We start from the raw sequence: 19,909 nt of genomic DNA on the forward strand, positions 1-19,909 counted from the left end.
GGACAGAGACGTGAGCTCCGCATCCTCGAACCCGAGCGTCGCCCCCGCCTCCGGCGGGGCGGCGCCCGGCGGGCCCGCGCCCGGCCTCACGCCGGCGGCGCTCGTCCGCCGGCTGCGTCCGAGCCTGCCGAAGTCCGGCCGCTCGACGCTGCTGGCGACGATCGCGGTCGGCGGCCTCATCCTCGGCTGGTGGGTGCTGGCCCTGGTGATCGACAACCCCCAGATGATGCCCACGCCGCAGAAGATCGCGGCGACGATCTGGGAGAACTTCACGACGACCGACCCGCTCGGCAAGACCGGCTGGTCCTACCTGCTCGTCACGCTCCAGCGGATCGTGATCGGCTTCGGCCTCGCGATGGCGCTCGGCTGCGTGATCGGGATCCTGATGGGGATCTCGGCGAATGCCGAGGGCCTCTTCAAGCCGATCGTCACGACCGGCCTCGCGATCCCGGCGGTCGCCTGGGTCGTGCTGGCGATCATGTGGTTCGGCGTCACGGAGTGGAGCGGCATCTTCGTCGTGACGATCGACATCCTCCCCTACATCGTCGTCTCGATGTGGGAGGGGACGAAGGCGGTCGATCGCGACCTCGTGTCGATGTCCAACGTCTTCGGCGCCTCGCGCCGGCAGGTGTGGCGGCGCATCTACATCCCGCACCTGGGCCCCTACATCTTCAGCTCGATTCGCTACGGCTTCGCGCTCGCATGGAAGATCGTGCTGATCGTCGAGGTCTTCGGCCTGCCCAACGGCGTCGGGTCGATCTTCGAGTACTGGTACGCGCAGTTCAACATGACCCAGGTCTTCGCGTGGACGGCGACGTTCGCGATCGTGATCATCGTGATCGAGAACGCGATCATCGGCCCGGCGCGCAAGTACGCGTTCCGCTGGATGCCGACGGGCCTGTCGAGCGGCACGCGCCGCCCGAAGGGAGGAGTGTGATGGCCACCGACGCCGTGCTCGAGATCGAGGGCCTGGACGTCGCGTTCGACACCGGCCGCCGTGAGCCGCAGAAGGTCCTGGAGGACATCTCGCTGACGATCCCGAGGGAGACGATCTCCGTCATCCTCGGGCCGTCGGGCTGCGGCAAGTCGACGTTGCTGAACGTCGTCGCGGGGCTGGTCGCGCCGACCAGCGGAAGAATCGTCGCCGCTCGTCGCGAGCGGCCGCTCGAGACCGCCTACGTCTTCCAGAACGCGCGGCTGCTGCCGTGGCTGACCGTCCGCCAGAACATCGAGTTCGCGCTCCAGAGCCGGTCGGTGCCGAAGGCGCTGTGGAAGGAGCGGGTCGAGCAGAAGCTCGAGCTGGTCGGCCTCACGTCGGTCCTGCGTGAGTACCCGCTGCGGCTCTCGGGCGGGATGCAGCAGCGCGTCGGCATCGCCCGCGCGCTGGCCGTCGAGCCCGACCTGCTGCTGATGGACGAGCCGTTCAGCCACCTCGACGAGATCTCGGCGAAGGCGCTGCGCGAGGAGACCGTCCGCATCTGCCAGACGAGCAGAGTGACCGTCCTCTTCATCACGCACGACATGTCGGAGGCGGCCTTCCTCGCGGACACGATCTACATGATGCGGTCGAACCCGGGCCGGATCGCGCATCGCGTCGACGTCACGCTCCCACGGCCGCGGTCGTTCAGCGACCCCGCGCTCTACGAGCTGCAGGGGTCGCTCGCGACGGAGTTCTACGACCTGATCGACGCGCAGGAGGAACGGCATGCAGCCTGAGCAGCAGCGCGAGGCAGTGATCGTCGGCGGCGGGATCGCGGGGCTGACGCTCGCGCTCTGCCTGCACGAGCGCGGCGTCCGCTGCCAGGTCTACGAGTCCGCTCCGGAGCTGCGCCCGCTCGGCGTCGGCATCTCGCTGCTTCCGCACGGGACGCAGGTGCTGGCGGGGCTCGGCCTGCTCGGCGAGGTGCAGCGGCGCGCGGTCGCCTTCCGCGAGTCGTGCTTCTTCAACCGCTTCGGGCAGCTGATCCACCGCGACCCGGCCCCGGAGGACTGGCGCCAGTTCCTGATCCATCGCGGCGACCTGCACGAGCTGCTCGTCGACGCGGTGCGGCAGCGGCTGGGTGCCGAGGCGCTCGTGCTCGGGCACACCTGCACCGGGGTCGAGCAGGACGCCGACGGCGCGACGGCGCAGTTCGCCGACACGGTCTCGGGCGCGGCGCTCCCGGAGCGCCGGGCCGATGCCGTGATCGGCTGCGACGGCATCCACTCGCGCGTGCGCCGGGCCTTCTATCCCGACGAGGGCGAGCCGGTCTTCTCCGGCGTGAACATGTGGCGCGGCGTGACCCGCCGCCAGCCGTTCCTGTCGGGCGGGAGCCACTGCCGGGTCGGAACGGTCGACCCCGGGAAGATGGTCGTCTATCCGATCCGCGACGACGTCGACGAGGCCGGCAACCAGCTCGTCAACTGGGTCGCGGAGATCCGCGACCCGCACCGCGGCGAGGTCGACTGGAGCGCCCCCGGCAGGATCGCCGACTTCATCGAGCCGTTCGCCTCCTGGCGCTTCGAGTGGCTCGACGTCGCGCAGCTGATCGAGGACGCTGACGTCGTCTACGAGTACCCGATGTCCGACCGTGACCCGGTCGACCGCTGGGCGTTCGAGCGGGTCGCGCTCGCCGGCGACGCCGCCCATCCGATGATCCCGCGCGGCTCCAACGGGGCGATGCAGGCGATCGTCGACGCGCGCGTGCTGGCCGACGCGCTCGCCGGCGGCACGCCGATCACGGACGCGCTGCGCGCCTACGAGGACGAGCGGCTGGAGCGCGTCAACGCGATCGTGCTGCGCAACCGCACGCAGCCGCCGGACTTCCTGATCGAGGAGGTCGCGCGCCTGACCGGTGACCGGCCGTTCGAGCGGCTGGAGGACGTGATCGGCGCCGACGAGATGCAGGAGCTGCTCGACGGCTACAAGCGCGTCGCCGGCTACAGCGGCGCGGCGCTCGACGCCGCGGCGCGGCGGGGGCCGGCCGCGTGAGCGCGCCGTTCAGGCTCGCGACGGCGGCGGCCGGGGACGGCTTCGAGGTCGTCGTCGGCCACGCCGGAGGCGTGACGCCGTTGCGTGCGCTGCTCGGCGCGGGCGCGGCCGGCTCGATGCTGGAGCTGTTCGACGACTGGGCGGCGGCGGTCGCCGCGATCGGCGACGCGCTCGCGAGCGGCGCGCCGTCGGTCGCGGCGCCGCCGCCGGCCCTGGACGTGCCGCTGCGGTTCCCGCGCAAGCTGATCTGCATCGGCTCCAACTACCGCGCGCACGTCGAGGAGATGCGCTCCAAGCCCGCGCAGTGGCCGTACAGCTTCGTCGTCCCGCCGACGACCACGCTCGTCCCCTCCGGCGCGACGGTCGCGCTCCCGCGCGGTGCCGAGCAGGTCGACTGGGAGGGCGAGGTCGCGATCGTGATCGGCAGGCGCGCCCGCGACGTCGCCGGCGCCGAGGCCGACGCCGCGATCGGCGCCTACGGGATCGTCAACGACCTCTCGGTGCGCGACTGGACGGGCCCGAGACGGCCCGCGGTCGGCAACGACTGGGTCGTCGGCAAGGCCCATGACGGCTTCAAGCCGATGGCGCCGTGGCTGACGCCGGCCGCGTTCGTCGCGGAGCCCGCGGCGCTGCGCATCCGCACGTGGGTCGGCGGCGAGCTGAAGCAGGACGGCAGCACCCGCGACATGGTCTTCGGCTTCCGGCAGATCGTCGAGCACCTCTCGTCGGTGATGACGCTCGAGCCCGGTGACGTGATCGCGACCGGAACCCCCGCGGGCGTCGGGAAGGGCTCCGGGCAGTTCCTCCAACCAGGCGACCTCGTCGTGGTCGAGGTGGACCAGCTGGGCCGCCTCGAGACGACGCTGACAGAAAGCAAGCGATGAACGTTTCCCGCATCGGCTCGTCGAGCCTCGAGACCCCGGACGTCGAGGCCCTGGTCGCGCACTACGAGCGCGTCCTGGGGCTGGTCGAGGTGGCGCGCGAGGACGGCGCCGTCTACCTCGGGACCGGCCGGGACCTGCCCTCCCTGCGGGTGCGCGCCGGCTCGCGCGCGCACCTGGAGCGGGTCAGCCTGGTGCTCGCGCCCGGATCCTCGGTCGAGGAGGTCGTGCGCGAGCTGGCCGGCCACGGCGTCACCGCCGCTGTCAGCTCCGACCCCGAGCCGGGCGTCGTGCAGGCGATCGACTTCGACGACCCCGAGGGCAACGGGCTGCGGCTCGTGCTGGCGCCCGATCCGGCGCTCGCTCCGAACGCCCCGGCGCGCGGCAACGGGATCGCGCCGCACAAGCTCGGGCACGTCGCCCGGCGCGTCCAGCAGCCGCGCACGATGGAGACGTTCTTCGGCGAGGTGCTCGGCTTCCGCACGTCGGACTGGATCGGCGACCTGGCGCTGTTCATGCGCTGCAACGCCGACCACCACGCGATGAACTTCTTCCGCTCGGCCGCCGACCCGGGCACGGTCCATCACATCGCCTACCAGCTGCGCGACCTCCAGCATCTCGGCGACGCATGCGACCTGCTGCGCCAGGAGGGCATCCCGGTCGTGTGGGGGCCGGGGCGTCACGGCGCCGGGCACAACCTGTTCGTCTACTACCACGACGCCGACGGCCACCTGATCGAGCTGATCGCGGAGCTGGACACGATGCTCGACGAGGCGCTCGGCTACTTCGACCCGCGCCCGTGGCACGTCGACGTGCCGCAGCGGCCGAAGACGTGGCCGCTGGAGGAGCCGGCCAACCGCTGGGGGCCTCCCTCCCCGGCCTGGATCCGCAGGTAGTGCGCGCCGTCGTCCTGCGGCGCTTCGGGGACGCCTCCGCGCTGGAGCACGGCGAGCTGGAGGACCCGCTCCCCGGCCGGGGCGAGGTGGTGGTGGCGGTCAGAGCCGTCACCACCGCCGCGCTCGACCTGCGGGTGCGGTCGGGCGCCGGTCACCGCGTCGCACTCCCGCACGTGCTCGGGCAGGACCCGGTCGGGGTCGTGGCCGCGCTGGGAGAGGAGGCCGCGGGCGTCGCGGTCGGCGAGCGGGTGGCGGTCGTCGCGGGCGTCGCCTGCGGCGCCTGCCGTCTCTGCCTGGGCGGCGCGGGCGTCTGCGCGCGACCGCAGGTCGTCGGCCTCCACCGCCACGGCGGCCAGGCGGAGCTGGTGGCGGTGCCGGCGGGCAACGTCGTCCCCGTGCCGCCGCAGATCCCCGACGGGGAGGCGGCGGCGATGGCGCTGACCTATCCGCTCGCCTGGGCGCTGGTCGCCGAGACGGCCGCCGTGCGGCCGGGCGAGCGGGTGCTGGTGACCTCGGCGGCGAGCGGCGTCGGCATCGCCGCGGTGCGGGTCGCGCAGGCGCTCGGCGCGACCGTCGCGGCGGCCGCCGGGTCCGACGAGAAGCTGGAGCGCTGCCGCGACGCGCTCGGCGCCGATGCCGTCTTCGACTACACGCGTCCGGAGTGGGCGCGGGCGGTCCGCCGTTGGAGCGGCGGCGAGGGGGTCGACGTGGTCGTCGCGACCGTCCTCGGCGAGGGACTGCTGCAGCCGTCGCTGGAGGCGCTCGCCGACCTCGGCCGGCTCGTCACCTGCGGCGCGCAGGGCGCGGGCGAGGCGCGCTTCGACGTGCCCTCGTTCTACCGCCGCCGGCAGTCGATCGCCGGCGCCTCCACCCCCGGCATCGCGACGGCGCGCGCCGCGTGGGCCGCCGTGGCGGCGGGCACGCTCCTGCCGCCGCCAATCTTCGACCGCTTCCCGCTCGCGGAGATCGCGGCCGCGCATCGCCGCATCGAGGCGCGGCGCAGCGTCGGCCGCGTGGTGCTCGACGTCGCGGCGGGGTGACGGCGCGACGCCGAGCGGGTGAGCGACCCGGCTGCCGTCCCCGCGCGCCCGGCCGCAGCCCGCGTCGCCGTCCGCGCCTGCGGGCATGCTCGCGTCCATGCCCCGCGTCAACCTCGCAGACGACCTGCCGCTCGACTGGGACCCCGCCGACCCGGACGGGTTCAGAGCCGGGATGGCACGCTTCGGCAAAGCGCTCGGCGCGCGGCGGACGAGCGCCTCGCTGTACGTGCTGCCACCCGGCCAGGCGGTCTGCCCCTATCACTACGAGTACGGCGAGGAGGAGTGGGCGCTCGTGCTCGAGGGCCGGCCGACGGTGCGCACGCCCGATGGCGAGGAGCGGCTCTCCCCGCACGACCTGCTCTTCTTCCCGACCGGCCCCGACGGCGCGCACGAGCTGCGCAACGACTCCGACGAGCCGGTGCGGCTGCTGATGTGGTCCGAGGTCGTGCTGCCGACCGGGACCGCCTACCCGGACAGCGGCAAGGTCGCGCTCTACACCGGTGACGAAGCCGAGGACGCGATCGTCGAACGCGCGAGCGTCGTCGACTACTTCCACGGCGAGCCGCCGCGCCCGGCGCGCTGAGGGGCGGCGCGCGGACATCCCGCGCGCCGCCGCGTGCTCCGGCGCCCGCGTCAGCTCACGTCGGCCAATAGATGCAGCCGAAGTAGAGCGCGTCGGTGTAGCTCTGGATCGTGCCGGAGGCGTAGCCGTCTCTGACCGAGGCGCCGACGGCGTGGCTCGGGCAGGTGTTGACGCCCGGCACGAGCGTGATCGTCGGGCTGTTGCCCGTGACCGTCGTTCTCAGCACGCCGGAGACGGCGATCCCCGTGCCGACCCGAGCGCTGCCGCTGCCGGTGCCGTTGGCGGTGAACGAGCCGCCGGTGGCGTTGCAGCCGTTGCTCGGGAACCACTCGCGCGTGCCGACCGAGATGCCGATCTGGAAGTAGGTCCGCGACCCGGTCCAGAAGGTGTTTCTCGTCATGTTCATGCCGGCCAGGCTGCGGCTCGCGACGCCCGGCCCGTCCGGACCGGCCGTGCAGATCCACGGGTCCGCTCCGAGCGCGGCGTTGGCGTTGTGGCCGGCGGCGACGATCGTGTTGCCGCTCACCTGCGACGCCTGCGCGACGGTCGGCGAGACGGCGAAGACGATCAACGCCACGTCGGTCGCGTCGATCACGCTGTTGCCGGTGATCGTCGTGTCCTCGCAGCCGACGCTGATGCCGTCGGTCTGCCGCACGGAGAAGTAGTCGGCCGTGTAGCTCTCGACGAGGTTGCCCGTCACCTCCATGTCGGTGCAGGGGAAGCCGTCGGCCGTCCCGAGCGCGCGGATGCTCGACGCCCCCGACGGGTTGTCGACGCGGCTGCCGACGACGCCCGCGCCGACGCCGCCGTGGACCTGGACGCTGTAGCGCTCGCGGTCGTAGCCGCTCTCGCGCGCCCGCGCGCCCGAGACCCACACGTGCTCCAGCCGCGCGCCCGGGTTGAGCACGACCGACACGCCTCTCCAGCCCGGCTGGCGCACCAGCCGGCCCATGTTCGCGTAGTGGTTCACGTCGGGCGCGCCGGTCGTCGTCAGCGTCACCCCCGCCTTCACGAACAGCGTCCCCGTCAGCCGCACGACCGCGCGCGGCGCCAGCGCCAGCGTGCCGCCGGCCGGCGTCGCGTCGATCGCCGCCTGCAGCGCCGCCTGCGTGCCCGAGAAGCCCCTGCCGCCGAGCGGCGCGGTCGGCGCGTCGTTGCCGCCCCAGCCGTAGCCCTGGTCGGCGGTGCAGATCGTCGACGCCGCCGATCTGAACGCGGCGCTGTCGAACAGGTCGGTCACGAACGACGCGAACGCATAGCCGCTGTCGAGCGCCGCGACGGCGTTGTCGTAGCCGACCTGATCGGGCTCTGTGCTGAGGATCGCGCGGTAGGCCGTCAGCACCTTCGCCGCGTTCGCGTACCCCAGTCCGGCGTACTCGGGCGAGCCGAAGATCTGCTGGCCCTTCGTCTTCAAGGTGGCGGCAGAGCAGCCGTTGACGTCGAAGAACGACATCGCGTCGGCCCAGCCGGCCTGGTCCGGGATCCTCCCGAGCCCCTCCGTGTACAGCTTCGCGACGAACTGGGTCGGCTGCGCAGCCGCCGCCGTCGCGGCGCCGGCGCCGCCGGCGGCGGCCGCCACAGCGACCACCGCCCCCAGCACCGCCGCGCTCCGGCGCAGGGTCCTCCCCGCGCCGCTCATCTGACCACGACCGCGCCGCGCACGCGCACCAGCGGCGATCTCGACTGCAGCACGCCCTTGAAGCCCTCGCGCGCGACCGCGCCCGCCACCAGCGCGTGTCTCACGCCGGCCGCCACGTGCACGTCGGTCCAGACCGGCTGGTGCAGGAACGTGACGTTGTCGGGCGCTATCCGCCCGACGCGGTTGAAGCTCAGCGCGACCGCGTCGGTCTTGCCGCCGAGCAGCTGCAGCGCGCCGCCGTCGTCACGCGGGTTGGCGGTGAACGCCGCCTGCACGAGATCGAGCGAGCCGTCGCGCACGACGACGCCTCTGAACGGGTTCCAGTTGAAGGCGTTGCCGCCGAAGTTGTAGAAGCGCGCGTTCGACGCCGCCCCCGCCCCCGGCTCCATCCGCAGGTACGACTCGCTGAACGTGCCCGGGTCGGGCGTCGGGATCTCGCCTCTGCTCGCGTCGAAGCCCCACGGGATCGCGCCCGCGTCGCAGTTGACGCAGTCGAAGCCGCGCGGTCCGGTCGCCTCGACCACGTACGAGTCGACCGCGGCGTCGATCCAGAAGCCGTACAGCAGCCCCTCGAACCCTCTGCCGTCCTGGCGCACGAAGCGGGCGCCGACCTTCTGGCGGTACGCGAACGCCTGGTCGATCACCTCGTTGCGCGCCGACCCGAGCAGGAAGGAGTCCAGGTTCGTGTCCTGGATCTTCATGATCTTGAAGAAGAGCGCCATCATCGCGTCCCAGTCAGCGGGCGCGCCGGGCAGCGTCGTGCCGCTGGTGCGGAACCAGAAGTGCGGGTTGAAGTGCGTCCGCCGCACGACGCCGCCCTGCGAGCGGCCGAGCGCGATCCCGGTCTTCAGCGGTGCGCCGACGACCCAGTCGAGCTGGTGGCCGGTCGTGTCCGTGCTGGCCGCGTCGACGCCCTGCCAGGCGTTGCCGACGTCGACCATCCGCACCCACGCGTCACGGCCGGCGACGCGGACCGCGAACGGATAGGCCACGGCCGCGTCGGCCGACTGCTGCGGGTACCACGTCAGCAGCCCGCTGACGCCGGCGCGCGCCTGCAGCGTGATCGCCGCCGCGCCGTCGGCTCTGCCGGCGCCGCCGGTCACGTACAGGACCGTCGCCGCCGCGTTGGTGTGGAACGGCGTGATCTGCGCGCCGCGCAGCTCGACGCCGCTGGGGACCGTCAGCGACCCGGCCAGCAGGTAGCGGCCGGCCGGCAGGTAGGCGATGCCGCCGCCCCTTCTGGCGGTCGCGTCGAGCGCCCGCTGGATCGCCGCGGTGGCGTCGGTCGTGCCGTCGCCGACGGCGCCGTACGGCGCGCTCGTCGCGTCGATCAGCGCGCCGCCGCGCGGGCGCGGCAGCTCGGGCAGGCGCGGCGCGTCGGGCGCCGGGCGCAGCTGCAGCGGCAGCAGGCCTGCGTCGATGACGACCTGCGCCGCCGGCTCGCTGACCGCCACGTCGCGTCTGCCGAGGTTGGTGTCGACGAGGTCGAGCGCGCCGGCGCCCGGCCGCAGCTCGATCGCCGCGCCGCGGCGGGGGCGCTGCACGAGCGAGCGCTGGAGCTGCAGCGCGCCGCCCTCGACGACCGCCGCCGGACCCTGCGCCGCACCGAGCGAGGAGTTGTAGAGGCCGACGGTCCCGTCGGAGCCGGCCGCGAGGTGCACGGGCGTGCCGGACGGCGCCGAGACGCGGCAGTCCTGGCAGTTGAAGGTCGTGCGCGAGAAGCTGTCGCCGGTCTCGATCCCGACCTGCTCGGCGTCGATCCGCGCGTGCGTCAGCTGCACGGCGATCGTGTTGACGTCCTGGAGGCTGATGCCGGTGCCGACGCGCCGCAGCTCCAGGTCGGAGTACTGGCCCGAGGAGGAGGTCGTGACGTCGCCCGTGACGCCTCTGTCGGTCCGCAGCCGCACGCCGATCGCGGCGTCAGTCACCTCCAGCCCCTTCACGTACTGCGTGTCGGAGCGACCGATGTCGAGGCCGACCACGTGCTCGCGCGCGTGCGCGGCGATGCGGCGCTCGGAGGTGCCGTCCCAGCTCGCCCACCAGCGCGGCGAGATCGAGACGTCCTCGATGCGGCCGACGTCGGTCGCGAAGTCGATCGTGATGCCTCTGTCCAGCGGCGAGATGCGCACCTCGTTGAGCACGCCCAGCTCGTTGTTGTCGGTGCCGGCGCGGACCGCCTCGTACGGGTTGACGAGCGTCACCTGCTTGACGGAGGCGAACTGCGAGCCGTTGCCGCCGAGGCGGACCGTCGGCGCGTACGCGACCGGCGCCTCCGCGCTCTGCCCCGGGTAGTAGACGTTCATGCCCTGGATCCCGCCGCCGCCGATCAGCGTCAGGAACGGCGTCGCCGCGGCCGGGTCGGGCTCGGCGAGCAGCACCGTCTGCCCCGCGCCGCGGCGGCCGCCGCCGTTCTCGGGGTCGCGCCAGCTGCCGAGCAGCGTGACGCCCTTCGGGACGCTCAGCGGCGTCACGACGCGGTAGCTGCCGGCGCCGATCCAGACGACGCCGCCGCCGTCGGCGCCGGCCGCGTCGAGCGCCGCCTGGATCGCTGCTGAGGCGTCGCTTGCGCCGCTCGCGTCGGCGCCATAGGCGGCGACGTCGTAGCGCGCGACGACGGGGACGCCGTCGGGGTCGCGCACGAGCTGCGGCAGCCCGGCTCTCGGTCTCGGGGTGGCCGCGGGCGCGGCGGATGTGGCGGGCGCGTCGGCCGCGGATGCGGGTACGGCGGATCCGGCCGCGCAGGCAAGCGCGGCCAACGCCGGCGCGAGCGCGCGGCGCAGGGGAACGGACATCTCTCTCCTCGGGTGCGGGCGCCGCGACGCGGCGCCGTGGTGCGGTTCAGGGTGTTGCGGTCGCTGCTTCCAGCAGGCCCTGCACGTAGCCGATCGCGTGCAGCCGGCCGAGGTCCGAGTAGCCGGGGACGCCGGCCGTGTCTCCTTCCAGCAGGGGGTTGTGATCGGTCCGCAGCACGCCGTCGCAGCCGCTGGCCACGTAGGCGCGCATGCACGCGAGCATGTCGGTCGGCCCCTCGTCGTGGAACGTCTCGAGGAACCGCTCCGGCGTGCCGCGCACGTCGCGGAAGTGGACGAAGTGCACGCGGCCGCTGGCGCCGAAGCGGCGGATCGCGGCCGGCACGTCAGGCGTCATCAACGTGACGTTGCCCTGACAGAAGGTGAGGCCGTTGGCGGCGCTCGGATGCAGCTCCAGCAGCCGCTCCATCGCCTCCAGCGAGCGCATGATCCGGGGCACGCCGCGCACCGGCGACAGCGGCGGGTCGTCGGGGTGCATCGCCAGCCGCACGCCGGCTTCCTCGGCGACGGGGACGATCCGCTCCAGGAACCAGCGCAGGTTCTCCCACAGCGCCGCCTCGTCCTCGCCGTCGCGCAGCGGGATCTCGGCGCCCTCGAAGCGGCGCGCGTCGAAGCCGGCGACGATCGCGCCGCCGCGGCCGCGCGCGGCCAGCTCCGTCCGCACCCAGCCCAGCAGCGCGCTCCAGTTGTAACAGAGCACCGGAATCCCGAGCCGTCCCATCGTGCGCACGAGCAGCGTGAACTGCTCCAGCTCCTCCTCGCGACCGGGGCGGCCGAGGCGGATGCGGTCCATCGGCGGGTTGTCCTCGATCACGTCGAGCGAGAAGCCCTCGGCCTCGACCATCCCCTGGAGGATCGACAGCGGCGCCAGCCCCCACGGGACCTCCCCGTCATCGCCGCGCCAGTCCTTCAGCCGCCGCGGCAGCACACCGACGGCGCGGTCGACGCCGACCTGCCGCAACTGCCGCCACGCGGCCGTCGGCTGGGGGTCGAGCAGGATCTCCGCCAGCTGCAGCGTCATCGCAGGTCCTTGAGTAATATATCACTATGGTCAGCAATCCGGAGGCTCCGCGCCAGGCGCGCGACGTGCTCTACGCCACGCTGCTGGACGGCATCGTCCAGCTGCGCTATCCGCCCGGCGCGCGGCTCTCCGACGTCGCCGTCGCGGCCGAGCTGGGCGTCAGCCGCACGCCCGCGCGCGAGGCGATCCTGCGGCTCGCCGACGAGGGTCTCGTCGCGGTGCGCCCGCGCTCGGGCACGTTCGTCACGCCGATCGACCGCCATGCCGTGCGCGAGGCGCAGTTCGTGCGCGAGGCGCTCGAGGTGGCCGCGCTGCAGGCCGCGATGGCCAACCGCGAGCGGCTCGACTTCGACGCGCTCGCGGCCAACATCGCCGGCCAGCGCGAGGCGATCGCGCGCGACGACATCCCCGGCTTCGGCGTCTTCGACACCGAGCTGCACCAGCGGATCTTCGACGCCAGCGGCTTCCCGGCCGTCGCCAGAGTCGCCGCGCCCAGCCGCGCGCACCTCGATCGCGTGCGCAAGCTCAACGAGCGGCCGGAGGCGTTCCCGCAGCTGATCGAGGACCATGCGCGACTCGTCGCGGCGATGCGCGACGACGACGTCGACGGCGCGACCGCCGCGCTGCGCGTCCACCTCCGCCGCGTGCTCGAAGTGCTCGAACGGCTCGAACGCGTGCGGCCGGACCTGTTCGCCTGACGCGCTACGCATCGAGCGCCTCGCCGCGCGGCTCGCGCGGCAGCGGCACGCGCGTGACGTGCCAGCCGCCGAAGTTCGCCAGCAGCAGGTCGCCGGCGCGGTCGAGCGCGCCGTTCGTCGGCCGGCACAGCAGGTGCGCGGAGGGATCCCCGACGAGCACCCGCGGCGGCGCGTCCCGCGGTGCCGCCCCTGGCTCGGCGCTCGCCGCCTCCGCCTCCACCGCGAACACGACCGAGGGCTCGTAGCAGCAGACCAGCAGCGTGCCGTCCGGCGTCGCGACGAGGCCGTCAGGGAGCGCACCCGGCGTCTGGGTGACGATCCGCGCCGGGCCGGCGGCGTCGCCGGCCGCGTCGAGCGCGATCGCGACGACCCGCTCGCGGAAGGTCTCGGCGACCCACAGCGTCGCGCCGTCGCGCGACAGCGCCAGGCCGTTGGCGAAGTGCAGCGGCTCCGGCACGCAGATCCGCCCCGGTCCGCCGTCGAGCGGGAAGCGCCAGATCGACGGCCGCGGCGCGCCCTCGCGCGTGGCGCTGTCGGAGACGAAGAGGCAGCCGCGTGCCTCGTCGACGACGATGAAGTTGGGCTGCACCAGCAGCCCGCGCGTCGCCTCCAGCGGCTCCAGCCGCTCGCTCGCGCGGTCATAGGCGAACAGCAGCGCGGCGTGGGCGTCGCAGACGAGCACGCGTCCGCGCGCCTCGTCGACGGCGACGCCGAGCAGGAAGCCGCCCGTGCTGGCGACGACGCGCCGCTCTCCCCCGTCCGGCGAGATCCGGTGCAGCTCGCCGGTCTCGCTGCCGCACCAGACGGTCCCGTCCGACGCTACCGCGATCCCCTCCGGATGACTCATCCGCGGCGTCGCCGCCTGGCCGTCGTGGAAGCTGCGCGCCCGCTCGAGCGCGACGAGCGGCGACGGCGCCGGCGCGATCACGCGCCGCCCCCGGCCGCCGCCGCGCCCCCTGCCGCCGCCACCCCGAAGCGCGAGCGCTCGCCGGCCGGCGTCGCCAGCGTCTCCCCGCGCTCGAGGTCGAAGAGGTAGATCCGCTCCGGGTCGAGCGCGAGCTGCGTGCGCTCGCCGACGCCGATCCCCGCGCGCGTCGACAGCCGCGCGATCAGCGTGCTGCCGCTGCCGGCGAGCGGCGCCGGCGTGCCGTCCTCGGCCTCGCGCGCGGCCTCGACGTCGGCGGTCGCGACCGGCCGCGCGTCGGCGTCGACGTGCACGAGCACCTCGGAGCCGAGCACCTCCGTGCCGCTGACGACGCCGGAGATCCGCGGCGCGCCGGGCCGCGCGGCCGGGTCGCCGAGATCCTCCGGCCGCACGCCGAGCGCGACGCGCCCGCCGACGCGATCGGCGACCGCCGCGGCCTGCGCCGCCGGCAGCGCGATCTCCTCCCCACCGACGCGCGCGACCACGCCACGCGCGCCCCCGCCGCCGTCGCCGCCCGCGGCCAGCTCGACCTCGAACAGGTTCATCGCCGGACTGCCGATGAAGCTCGCGACGAACAGGTTCGCGGGCCGCTCGAACAGCTCCTCCGGCGTCGCGAACTGCTGCAGCACGCCGTCGCGCATGATCGCGATCCGGTCCGCGAGCGTCATCGCCTCGACCTGGTCGTGCGTGACGTACAGCGTCGTGACGCCGAGCGAGCGCTGCAGCCGGCTGACCTCCATCCGCATCTGCACGCGCAGCTTCGCGTCGAGGTTGGAGAGCGGCTCGTCCATCAGCAGCAGCGCCGCGTCGCGGACCATCGCGCGCGCCATCGCGACGCGCTGGCGCTGGCCGCCGGAGAGCGCGCGCGGCTTGCGCTTCAGCAGCGGCGTGAGGCCGAGCGTCGCCGCGACCTGCTCGACGCGGCGCTCGCGCTCCGGCTTCGCCACTCTGCGCGCGCGCATCCCGAAGGCGATGTTGTCCGCGACCGACAGGTGCGGGAAGAGCGCGTAGCTCTGGAACACCATCGCGATGTCGCGCCGCTGCGGCTCGACGTCGTTGAGCACGCGCTCGCCGAGCCGGATCTCGCCCGCGCTGACCGACTCGAGCCCGGCCAGCATCCGCAGCGTCGTCGACTTGCCGCAGCCGGAGGGGCCGACGAGCACGACCAGCTCGCCGTCGCGCGCGCTCAGGCTCAGCCCGTCGACCGCCCGCGAGCCGTCCGGGAAGGTCTTCGTGACCCCGTCGAATTCAACCGTTGCCATTGATCAACCCTTCACCGCGCCGGTCAGGCCGGCGTTCACGTATCTCTGCAGGACGGCGTACAGAACGATGATCGGGACGACGATGATCGTCGCCGCGGCGAGCACCTCGTTCCAGTGCACGACGTTCTGGCTCAGCAGGTTCTGCAGCCCCAGCGGCAGCGTGAACGAGTCGCGCTCGTTCAGCGTCACGCTCGGCAGCACGTACTCGTTCCAGATGCCGACGCAGTTGAGCACCGCGACGGTGATCAGCGCCGGCCGCGCGAGCGGGAAGTAGACGCGCGCGAAGACCGCCAGCTCGCCGTAGCCCTCCATCCGCGCCGCGTCGCGCAGCTCGCGCGGGATCGACGCGAAGTACGCGCGCAGGATCAGGATCGCGAGCGGCCCCGCGCCGTTGACGAGCGGCAGGATCACGCCCCACTTCGTGTCGATCAGGCCGAGGTTGCGATCGAGGATCACGATCGGCAGCAGCACCGTCACCGCGGGCACCAGCAGCGCGCCGACGAACAGCAGGAAGAGCGCGTTGCGCAGCGGGAACTCCAGCACCGCGAAGGCGTACGCGGCGAGCGGGAAGACGATCAGGATCAGCGCGATCGAGACGACCGTGATCAGCGTGCTGTTGAGCAGCAGCGTGAGGAAGTCGAGCTGGTCCCAGACGGCGCGCACGCCGTCGAGCGTCGGGTCGGCCGGCAGCGGCGAGGCCGTCCCGAGCACGTCCTGCCGCGACTTGAAGCCGCCGCCGAGCATCCACAGGAACGGGTAGACGCTGACCGCGAGGTAGAGCGCCAGCAGCGCGCCGACGAGCGCGCGCAGCGGCCGGATCGAACGCAGCCGCGCGCTCATGAGCGCGTCCGATCGCGCATGATCCGCAGGTTCAGCAGCGACAGCGCCAGCGCGACCGCGAACAGCGCCCAGCCGAGCGCGCTCGCGAGGCCGAGGTTGTTGTTGCCGCGGCCGAAGGCGAGTCTGTAGACCTCCAGGCCGAGCACGTTGGTCGCGTCGACCGGCCCGCCGTTGGTCATCAGCAGGAACAGCTGGAAGTTCTGCAGCGCCTCGCGCAGGCAGATCACGACCAGCAGCGCCGTGATCGGCGCCAGCAGCGGCCAGATCAGCCGGCGCACGATCGTCCACTGGCTCGCGCCCTCGACGCGGGCGGCCTCGAAGAGCGAGTCGTCGATCGTCTGCAGGCCGGTCAGGAACAGCAGGATCCCGAGCGGGACGGTCATCCAGACGAGCACGGCGAGCGTCGCCGGCAGCGCGGTGGAGGTGCTGCCGAGGAAGCCGTCGGGCTGCACGAGCCCGCCGAGGCCGATCCCGTCGAGCAGCGTGTTGATCGCGCCGGCCGGCTCGTACATGAAGCGCCAGGCGTAGTAGACGCCGACGCCGGCGGTCACGTACGGCAGGAAGTAGAGCGTGCGCAGCGTTGCGCGCAGCCGCGTCAGCGAGTTCAGCATCACGGCGATCGGGAGGCTGATCGCGATCACCAGCACGGGCAGCGCGACCATCACGATCGCGGTCTTGCCGACCGCGCCGCGGACCTGCGGCGCCAGCACCGGGTCGGCGGAGAAGAGGTCCTTGAAGTTCTGCAGCCCGACCCACTCCCACTCGGGTGAGAGGCCGTTCCAGCGGTTGAAGCTGAGCATGAAGCCGTACGCGACCGTGTAGACGCCGAAGATCGCGAACAGCGTCAGCGCCGGCGCCAGGAAGCCGTAGGCGGTCAGCGACTGCCGCAGGCCGTAGCGGCGCAGGCGGGGACGATGGCGCGGGCGCGCGAGGGCGCGGCTGTGACGCCGCGCCCCCGTCTCGGTGCTCACTTCTGCGCTGCCCATGCCTTCTCGTACATCTCTGCCAGCTCGTCGCCGGCCTGCTGCGGCGTCGCCTTGCCCGCAACGATCTTGTTGAGCACGTCCGCGCTCGCCGCCGTGACGGGGCCGGAGCCCGCGCCGGGATCGGCGGAGAAGTCGTTGACGTCGAGCACGTCCTCGCCGGGCGGGCTGAGCGCGGCGAACATCTCGCGCAGCGCCGGGTTCCAGCTCGCGGTCGCGTCGCCGAGATCGGTCGCGGGGATGTCGTTGGCGCCCTCGCCGAACAGCATCGCGCCCTCTCTGCTGCTGAGGAATCTGAGGAAGTCGATCGCCTCCGCGCGGTTCTCGCTGGTGCTCGCCACGCCGGCCGAGACGAGCGGCGCGGGCGCGAGCTTCGTCTGGTCGTAGGCGCCGCCGGCCGGCGGCGGGACCGGGAAGACCATCACGTCGTCGAGGTCCATCCCCTGGTCGAGCAGGAACGACAGCGTGTAGGTGCCGCCGACGTCCCAGGTCGCGCTGCCGTCGGCGAACTTCTGGTCGGCCTCGTCGATCCCGAGCGCGAGCACGCCGGGCACCCACAGCGGCGTCAGTCTGTCGTAGAGCGACAGCGTCTCGACGCTCTTGGGCGAGTTCCAGGCGACGCTCGGGTCCCTGCCCTGGCGGCCGAGGAAGTCCGCTCTGCCGAGGAAGCCGAACGACATCGGGCGGAAGAGCCAGTAGTAGCCGGTCTGCGGGATCTTCAGGCCGGTCGCGATGCCGCCGGCTTCGCCGAGGCTCGCGCGCGTCTTCTCGATCGCGGAGACCATCTCCTCGTAGGTCGCCGGCGGCTTGGAGACGTCGACGCCGGCTCTTCTGAGCGCGGACTTGCGCGCGAAGACGAAGCCGGCCGAGCCCGACAGGTACGGGACCGCGTAGAAGTGGCCCGGCTCGAGGCCGGCGAGGCTGGTGCTGGAGTTGGCCTCCGACGCTCTGATTCTCTCCTCGGTCAGGCTGGTGGCGCTGACGGCGCTCGGGTAGAGCTCGTCCTGCCACGCCTGGTCGAACTCGTCCGTGATGTCGTCGAGCACGCCGGCGGCGGCGAACTGCCACTCCTCACTGGCGCTGTGCGCGGAGACGATGTCGGGCAGGTCGCGCGTGTTGGCGGCCGCGCGGACCTTCGTCGCGTAGGCGTCGTCGGGCGTGTAGACCTGCACTCTGAGCGTGTTGCCGGTTCTTCTGCCCCACGCCGCCGCCGCAGCCTCGAGGCCGGGGACGTTGGACTGCTTGAAGGTCCACATCGTCAGCGACTTGCCGCCGCTGCCGCCCGCGTCGCCGGAGCCGCTCGAGCCGCCGTCGTCGCTGCTGCCGCAGCCCGCGGCGCCGAGCGCCATCACGGCACCGGCCGCCAGCAGTGCGGCCGCGCGCGTCCTTGCGCGGAGCCGTCCGCGCCCATCGGTCATGCCTGCCATGCTCTCCTCCTCGGGTGCCCGCGACCGGCCACCCAACTGATATATGAGATAATCACCACTGCACCGCCGCCCTGTCAAGGCCGCGGTCACGACATTTCGCGAGTCAGCCGCGCGGGTGCGCGGCCCTGAAGCCCAGCAGCGACGCCGCCGCGGCGGTGTCGTAGGCGGTCCCGCGGTCCGGCAGCGGCTCGCGCAGCTCGGTCCGCGGGTGGAACCGCCGCACCAGCTGCTCGGTCGGCAGCGATGCGAGCGTGTCGTCAGCGACGACGTAGAGCGGGTGGAAGCCGGCGGGGACATCCGTCTCGACCACGAGCCGGCAGGCGCGCGCGGCGTCGCGCACGTCGAGGTAGGCCCACAGCTCCTTCGACGCCTCCAGCGGATCCTGCGCCACCAGCGCAGCCCGCTCGGCGATCGCTTCCGCCGTGTCCGTGAACGGGAAGCGCAACGCCACGACCGTGACGCCGTGGCGGCGGCAGAACATCTCCTCGGTCGCCTCGTCGACCTGCTTGGCGAGCGCGTACGCCTCCTCCGGGCGCAGCGGATGGGACGCGTCGATCGGGACGTACAGCGGCGACATCGCGCCGCTGCCCCACGCGAGCCCCAGCGCCGAGACGCTCGACGCCGTCGCGATCCGCCGCACGCCGGCGCGGACCGCCTCGTCGAGCACGGTGAACGTCGCCTGCGTGTTGCCGGCGAACAGCTCGGCGTCGGGGACCAGGTCCGGCCGCGGCACGCCGGCGAGATGGACGACAGCCTCGACGCCCGTCATCGCCGCGCGCACCACCTCGGCGTCGCGGCAGTCGCCGACGTGGACCCGCTGCGCGCCGCCGTCGCCGGCCGTGACCGACGCCCCGGCGCGGTCGAGCGCGACGACCGCGTGGCCGTGCGCGACCAGCTCGGCGACGACGACGCGGCCGATGCCGCCGCCGGCGCCTGTGACGAGGACGCTCATGCCGCCGCCGCGATCAACGCCTGCAGGTAGCCGATCGCGTGCGCTCTCGCCTGCAGGTAGCCGCTGTCGCCGATCATTCTCGGCACGTGGTCGTCGAGCAGCGGGCCGTCGAAGCCGACGCGCCGCAGCTGCCGCATGACCGCGGCCGGGTCGAAGTTGCCGTCGCCGATGAACGCCTCCTCGAAGCGCGGGACGGTGCCGCGCACGTCGCGGAAGTGGACGTAGGCGATCCGCCCGCGCGGGCCGAGCAGGTCGATCGCGCGCTCGACCGCGGCCGCGCCGCCCGGCATCGCCGAGACGGTGCCGAGGCAGAGGTCGACCCCCCACGCCGGCGAGCCGCCGCTGGCGGCGTCCGCTCTGGCGAGCGCCTCCGGCGAGGTGAAGATGCGCGCGTTGCCGCCGATCGCGGCGACCGGCGGGTCGTCCGGATGCAGCGCCAGCCGCACGCCGGCCTCCTCCGCGACCGGCAGCAGCTCGGCGAGGAAGCGGTCGTGGTTGGCCCACAGCGCCTCGGCGGAGAGCTGCTCCGACGGCGACGCGTGCGGCACCTCGATGCGGTTGCCGGCCTCGACCTGCGCGAGGTCGAAGGCGGTCACCTCGGCGCCGCCGCGGCTGGGCGCGGCGAGGTCGGTGCGCCAGACGAAGGTCGGCATGAAGTTGTAGCCGAGGATCGGCACGCCGGCTCTGCCGATCGCGCGGATCGTGTCGGCGATCGCGGCGAGCTGCTCGTCGCGGCGCGGGCCGCCGAGCATCACGTCGTCGTAGAAGCCGTACGGGAGGTTCTCGATCACCTCCAGCCGCAGCCCCATCGCCGCGCAGCGACCGCGCAGTGCGGCGACGTCCTCGTACCGCCAGCGACCGCCCGCGGTCGGAAGGTCGGGCGTGTTGAACTGCACGCCGGTGATGCCGAGCTGGCGCGCGTACGCCGCGAGCCCCTCGTCCAGCCGGCTGATCTGCCCCAGGATGACCCGCATCTGTCTC

Annotated in this window: 18 protein-coding genes; 8 read left to right on the forward strand and 10 right to left on the reverse strand. The window is 73.3% G+C overall.

The window, feature by feature from the left end:
* Nucleotides 1-10 precede the first annotated feature (10 nt).
* The 7 genes from R7226_RS11830 to R7226_RS11860 all read left to right on the forward strand — a co-directional run bounded on the left by R7226_RS11830 (nt 11) and on the right by R7226_RS11860 (nt 6,371).
* Entirely contained in the window at nt 11-937 is a 927-nt protein-coding gene (locus R7226_RS11830; protein WP_318597365.1) for an ABC transporter permease, read from the forward strand.
* Nucleotides 937-1,716, forward strand: coding sequence for an ABC transporter ATP-binding protein (locus tag R7226_RS11835; RefSeq protein WP_318597366.1), 780 nt, complete (start codon nt 937-939; stop codon nt 1,714-1,716). The genes R7226_RS11830 and R7226_RS11835 overlap by 1 nt, the downstream gene beginning before the upstream one ends.
* On the forward strand, nt 1,706-2,971 hold the full coding sequence (locus tag R7226_RS11840; RefSeq protein WP_318597367.1) for a flavin-dependent oxidoreductase: 1,266 nt from the start codon (nt 1,706-1,708) through the stop codon (nt 2,969-2,971). The genes R7226_RS11835 and R7226_RS11840 overlap by 11 nt, the downstream gene beginning before the upstream one ends.
* Nucleotides 2,968-3,855 (forward strand): fumarylacetoacetate hydrolase family protein, encoded by an 888-nt coding sequence (locus R7226_RS11845; protein ID WP_318597368.1) that lies wholly within the window; start codon nt 2,968-2,970, stop codon nt 3,853-3,855. The genes R7226_RS11840 and R7226_RS11845 overlap by 4 nt, the downstream gene beginning before the upstream one ends.
* Nucleotides 3,852-4,748 carry a VOC family protein gene (locus R7226_RS11850; RefSeq protein ID WP_318597369.1) on the forward strand — a complete coding sequence of 299 codons (897 nt, stop codon included), beginning with the start codon at nt 3,852-3,854 and terminating at the stop codon, nt 4,746-4,748. Before R7226_RS11845 ends, R7226_RS11850 begins: the two co-directional genes overlap by 4 nt.
* Nucleotides 4,748-5,788, forward strand: a complete 1,041-nt coding sequence (locus R7226_RS11855) for a zinc-binding dehydrogenase (protein WP_318597370.1) — start codon at nt 4,748-4,750, stop codon at nt 5,786-5,788. Before R7226_RS11850 ends, R7226_RS11855 begins: the two co-directional genes overlap by 1 nt.
* A 97-nt stretch (nt 5,789-5,885) precedes the next feature.
* Nucleotides 5,886-6,371, forward strand: coding sequence for a cupin domain-containing protein (locus tag R7226_RS11860; RefSeq protein ID WP_318597371.1), 486 nt, complete (start codon nt 5,886-5,888; stop codon nt 6,369-6,371).
* 55 nt (nt 6,372-6,426) lie between these two features.
* Here the strand turns inward: R7226_RS11860 and R7226_RS11865 are convergent, their stop codons facing one another.
* From R7226_RS11865 to R7226_RS11875, 3 genes are read right to left on the reverse strand one after another with little or no spacing between them, the layout of a single operon-like run.
* Nucleotides 6,427-7,959, reverse strand: coding sequence for a hypothetical protein (locus tag R7226_RS11865; RefSeq protein WP_318597372.1), 1,533 nt, complete (start codon nt 7,957-7,959; stop codon nt 6,427-6,429).
* A 47-nt stretch (nt 7,960-8,006) separates the two neighbouring features.
* Complete coding sequence (locus R7226_RS11870) at nt 8,007-10,802, reverse strand: glycosyl hydrolase family 28-related protein (RefSeq protein WP_318597373.1); 2,796 nt, start codon at nt 10,800-10,802, stop codon at nt 8,007-8,009.
* Between the two features lie 46 nt (nt 10,803-10,848).
* The gene (locus tag R7226_RS11875) at nt 10,849-11,841 is read right to left on the reverse strand and encodes a mannonate dehydratase (protein ID WP_318597374.1); all 993 of its coding nucleotides are present in this window, start codon (nt 11,839-11,841) and stop codon (nt 10,849-10,851) included.
* A gap of 26 nt (nt 11,842-11,867) precedes the next feature.
* On the opposite strand from R7226_RS11875, the gene R7226_RS11880 reads away from it, so the two are divergent.
* Nucleotides 11,868-12,539: a GntR family transcriptional regulator gene (locus R7226_RS11880; protein ID WP_318597375.1), complete on the forward strand. Its 672-nt coding sequence runs from the start codon at nt 11,868-11,870 to the stop codon at nt 12,537-12,539.
* 4 nt (nt 12,540-12,543) lie between these two features.
* On the opposite strand, the gene R7226_RS11885 is transcribed toward R7226_RS11880, so the two are convergent.
* The 7 genes from R7226_RS11885 to R7226_RS11915 form a co-directional block, all read right to left on the reverse strand.
* On the reverse strand, nt 12,544-13,467 hold the full coding sequence (locus tag R7226_RS11885; protein ID WP_318597376.1) for an SMP-30/gluconolactonase/LRE family protein: 924 nt from the start codon (nt 13,465-13,467) through the stop codon (nt 12,544-12,546).
* The gene (locus R7226_RS11890) at nt 13,464-14,726 is read right to left on the reverse strand and encodes an ABC transporter ATP-binding protein (protein WP_318597377.1); all 1,263 of its coding nucleotides are present in this window, start codon (nt 14,724-14,726) and stop codon (nt 13,464-13,466) included. The genes R7226_RS11885 and R7226_RS11890 overlap by 4 nt, the downstream gene beginning before the upstream one ends.
* A 3-nt stretch (nt 14,727-14,729) precedes the next feature.
* Nucleotides 14,730-15,566, reverse strand: coding sequence for a carbohydrate ABC transporter permease (locus R7226_RS11895; protein ID WP_318597378.1), 837 nt, complete (start codon nt 15,564-15,566; stop codon nt 14,730-14,732).
* Nucleotides 15,563-16,552, reverse strand: coding sequence for a carbohydrate ABC transporter permease (locus tag R7226_RS11900; protein WP_318597379.1), 990 nt, complete (start codon nt 16,550-16,552; stop codon nt 15,563-15,565). The genes R7226_RS11895 and R7226_RS11900 overlap by 4 nt, the downstream gene beginning before the upstream one ends.
* Nucleotides 16,534-17,976 (reverse strand): ABC transporter substrate-binding protein, encoded by a 1,443-nt coding sequence (locus R7226_RS11905; protein WP_318597380.1) that lies wholly within the window; start codon nt 17,974-17,976, stop codon nt 16,534-16,536. Before R7226_RS11905 ends, R7226_RS11900 begins: the two co-directional genes overlap by 19 nt.
* Before the next feature lie 103 nt (nt 17,977-18,079).
* On the reverse strand, nt 18,080-18,928 hold the full coding sequence (locus R7226_RS11910) for an NAD-dependent epimerase/dehydratase family protein (protein WP_318597381.1): 849 nt from the start codon (nt 18,926-18,928) through the stop codon (nt 18,080-18,082).
* Entirely contained in the window at nt 18,925-19,902 is a 978-nt protein-coding gene (locus R7226_RS11915; protein WP_318597382.1) for a mannonate dehydratase, read from the reverse strand. The genes R7226_RS11910 and R7226_RS11915 overlap by 4 nt, the downstream gene beginning before the upstream one ends.
* Nucleotides 19,903-19,909 lie beyond the last annotated feature (7 nt).

The organism is Conexibacter stalactiti (assembly GCF_033542075.1).
GTDB lineage: Bacteria > Actinomycetota > Thermoleophilia > Solirubrobacterales > Solirubrobacteraceae > Conexibacter > Conexibacter stalactiti.

Bases quoted from the DNA above. Each gene is read 5' to 3' on its own strand.
- R7226_RS11835 (WP_318597366.1), top strand. From the start codon at position 937: ATGGCCACCGACGCCGTGCTCGAGATCGAGGGCCTGGACGTCGCGTTC.
- R7226_RS11840 (WP_318597367.1), top strand. From the start codon at position 1,706: ATGCAGCCTGAGCAGCAGCGCGAGGCAGTGATCGTCGGCGGCGGGATC.
- R7226_RS11850 (WP_318597369.1), top strand. From the start codon at position 3,852: ATGAACGTTTCCCGCATCGGCTCGTCGAGCCTCGAGACCCCGGACGTC.
- R7226_RS11860 (WP_318597371.1), top strand. From the start codon at position 5,886: ATGCCCCGCGTCAACCTCGCAGACGACCTGCCGCTCGACTGGGACCCC.
- R7226_RS11870 (WP_318597373.1), bottom strand. From the start codon at position 10,802: ATGTCCGTTCCCCTGCGCCGCGCGCTCGCGCCGGCGTTGGCCGCGCTT.
- R7226_RS11875 (WP_318597374.1), bottom strand. From the start codon at position 11,841: ATGACGCTGCAGCTGGCGGAGATCCTGCTCGACCCCCAGCCGACGGCC.
- R7226_RS11880 (WP_318597375.1), top strand. From the start codon at position 11,868: ATGGTCAGCAATCCGGAGGCTCCGCGCCAGGCGCGCGACGTGCTCTAC.
- R7226_RS11890 (WP_318597377.1), bottom strand. From the start codon at position 14,726: ATGGCAACGGTTGAATTCGACGGGGTCACGAAGACCTTCCCGGACGGC.
- R7226_RS11895 (WP_318597378.1), bottom strand. From the start codon at position 15,566: ATGAGCGCGCGGCTGCGTTCGATCCGGCCGCTGCGCGCGCTCGTCGGC.
- R7226_RS11900 (WP_318597379.1), bottom strand. From the start codon at position 16,552: ATGGGCAGCGCAGAAGTGAGCACCGAGACGGGGGCGCGGCGTCACAGC.
- R7226_RS11905 (WP_318597380.1), bottom strand. From the start codon at position 17,976: ATGGCAGGCATGACCGATGGGCGCGGACGGCTCCGCGCAAGGACGCGC.
- R7226_RS11910 (WP_318597381.1), bottom strand. From the start codon at position 18,928: ATGAGCGTCCTCGTCACAGGCGCCGGCGGCGGCATCGGCCGCGTCGTC.
- R7226_RS11915 (WP_318597382.1), bottom strand. From the start codon at position 19,902: ATGCGGGTCATCCTGGGGCAGATCAGCCGGCTGGACGAGGGGCTCGCG.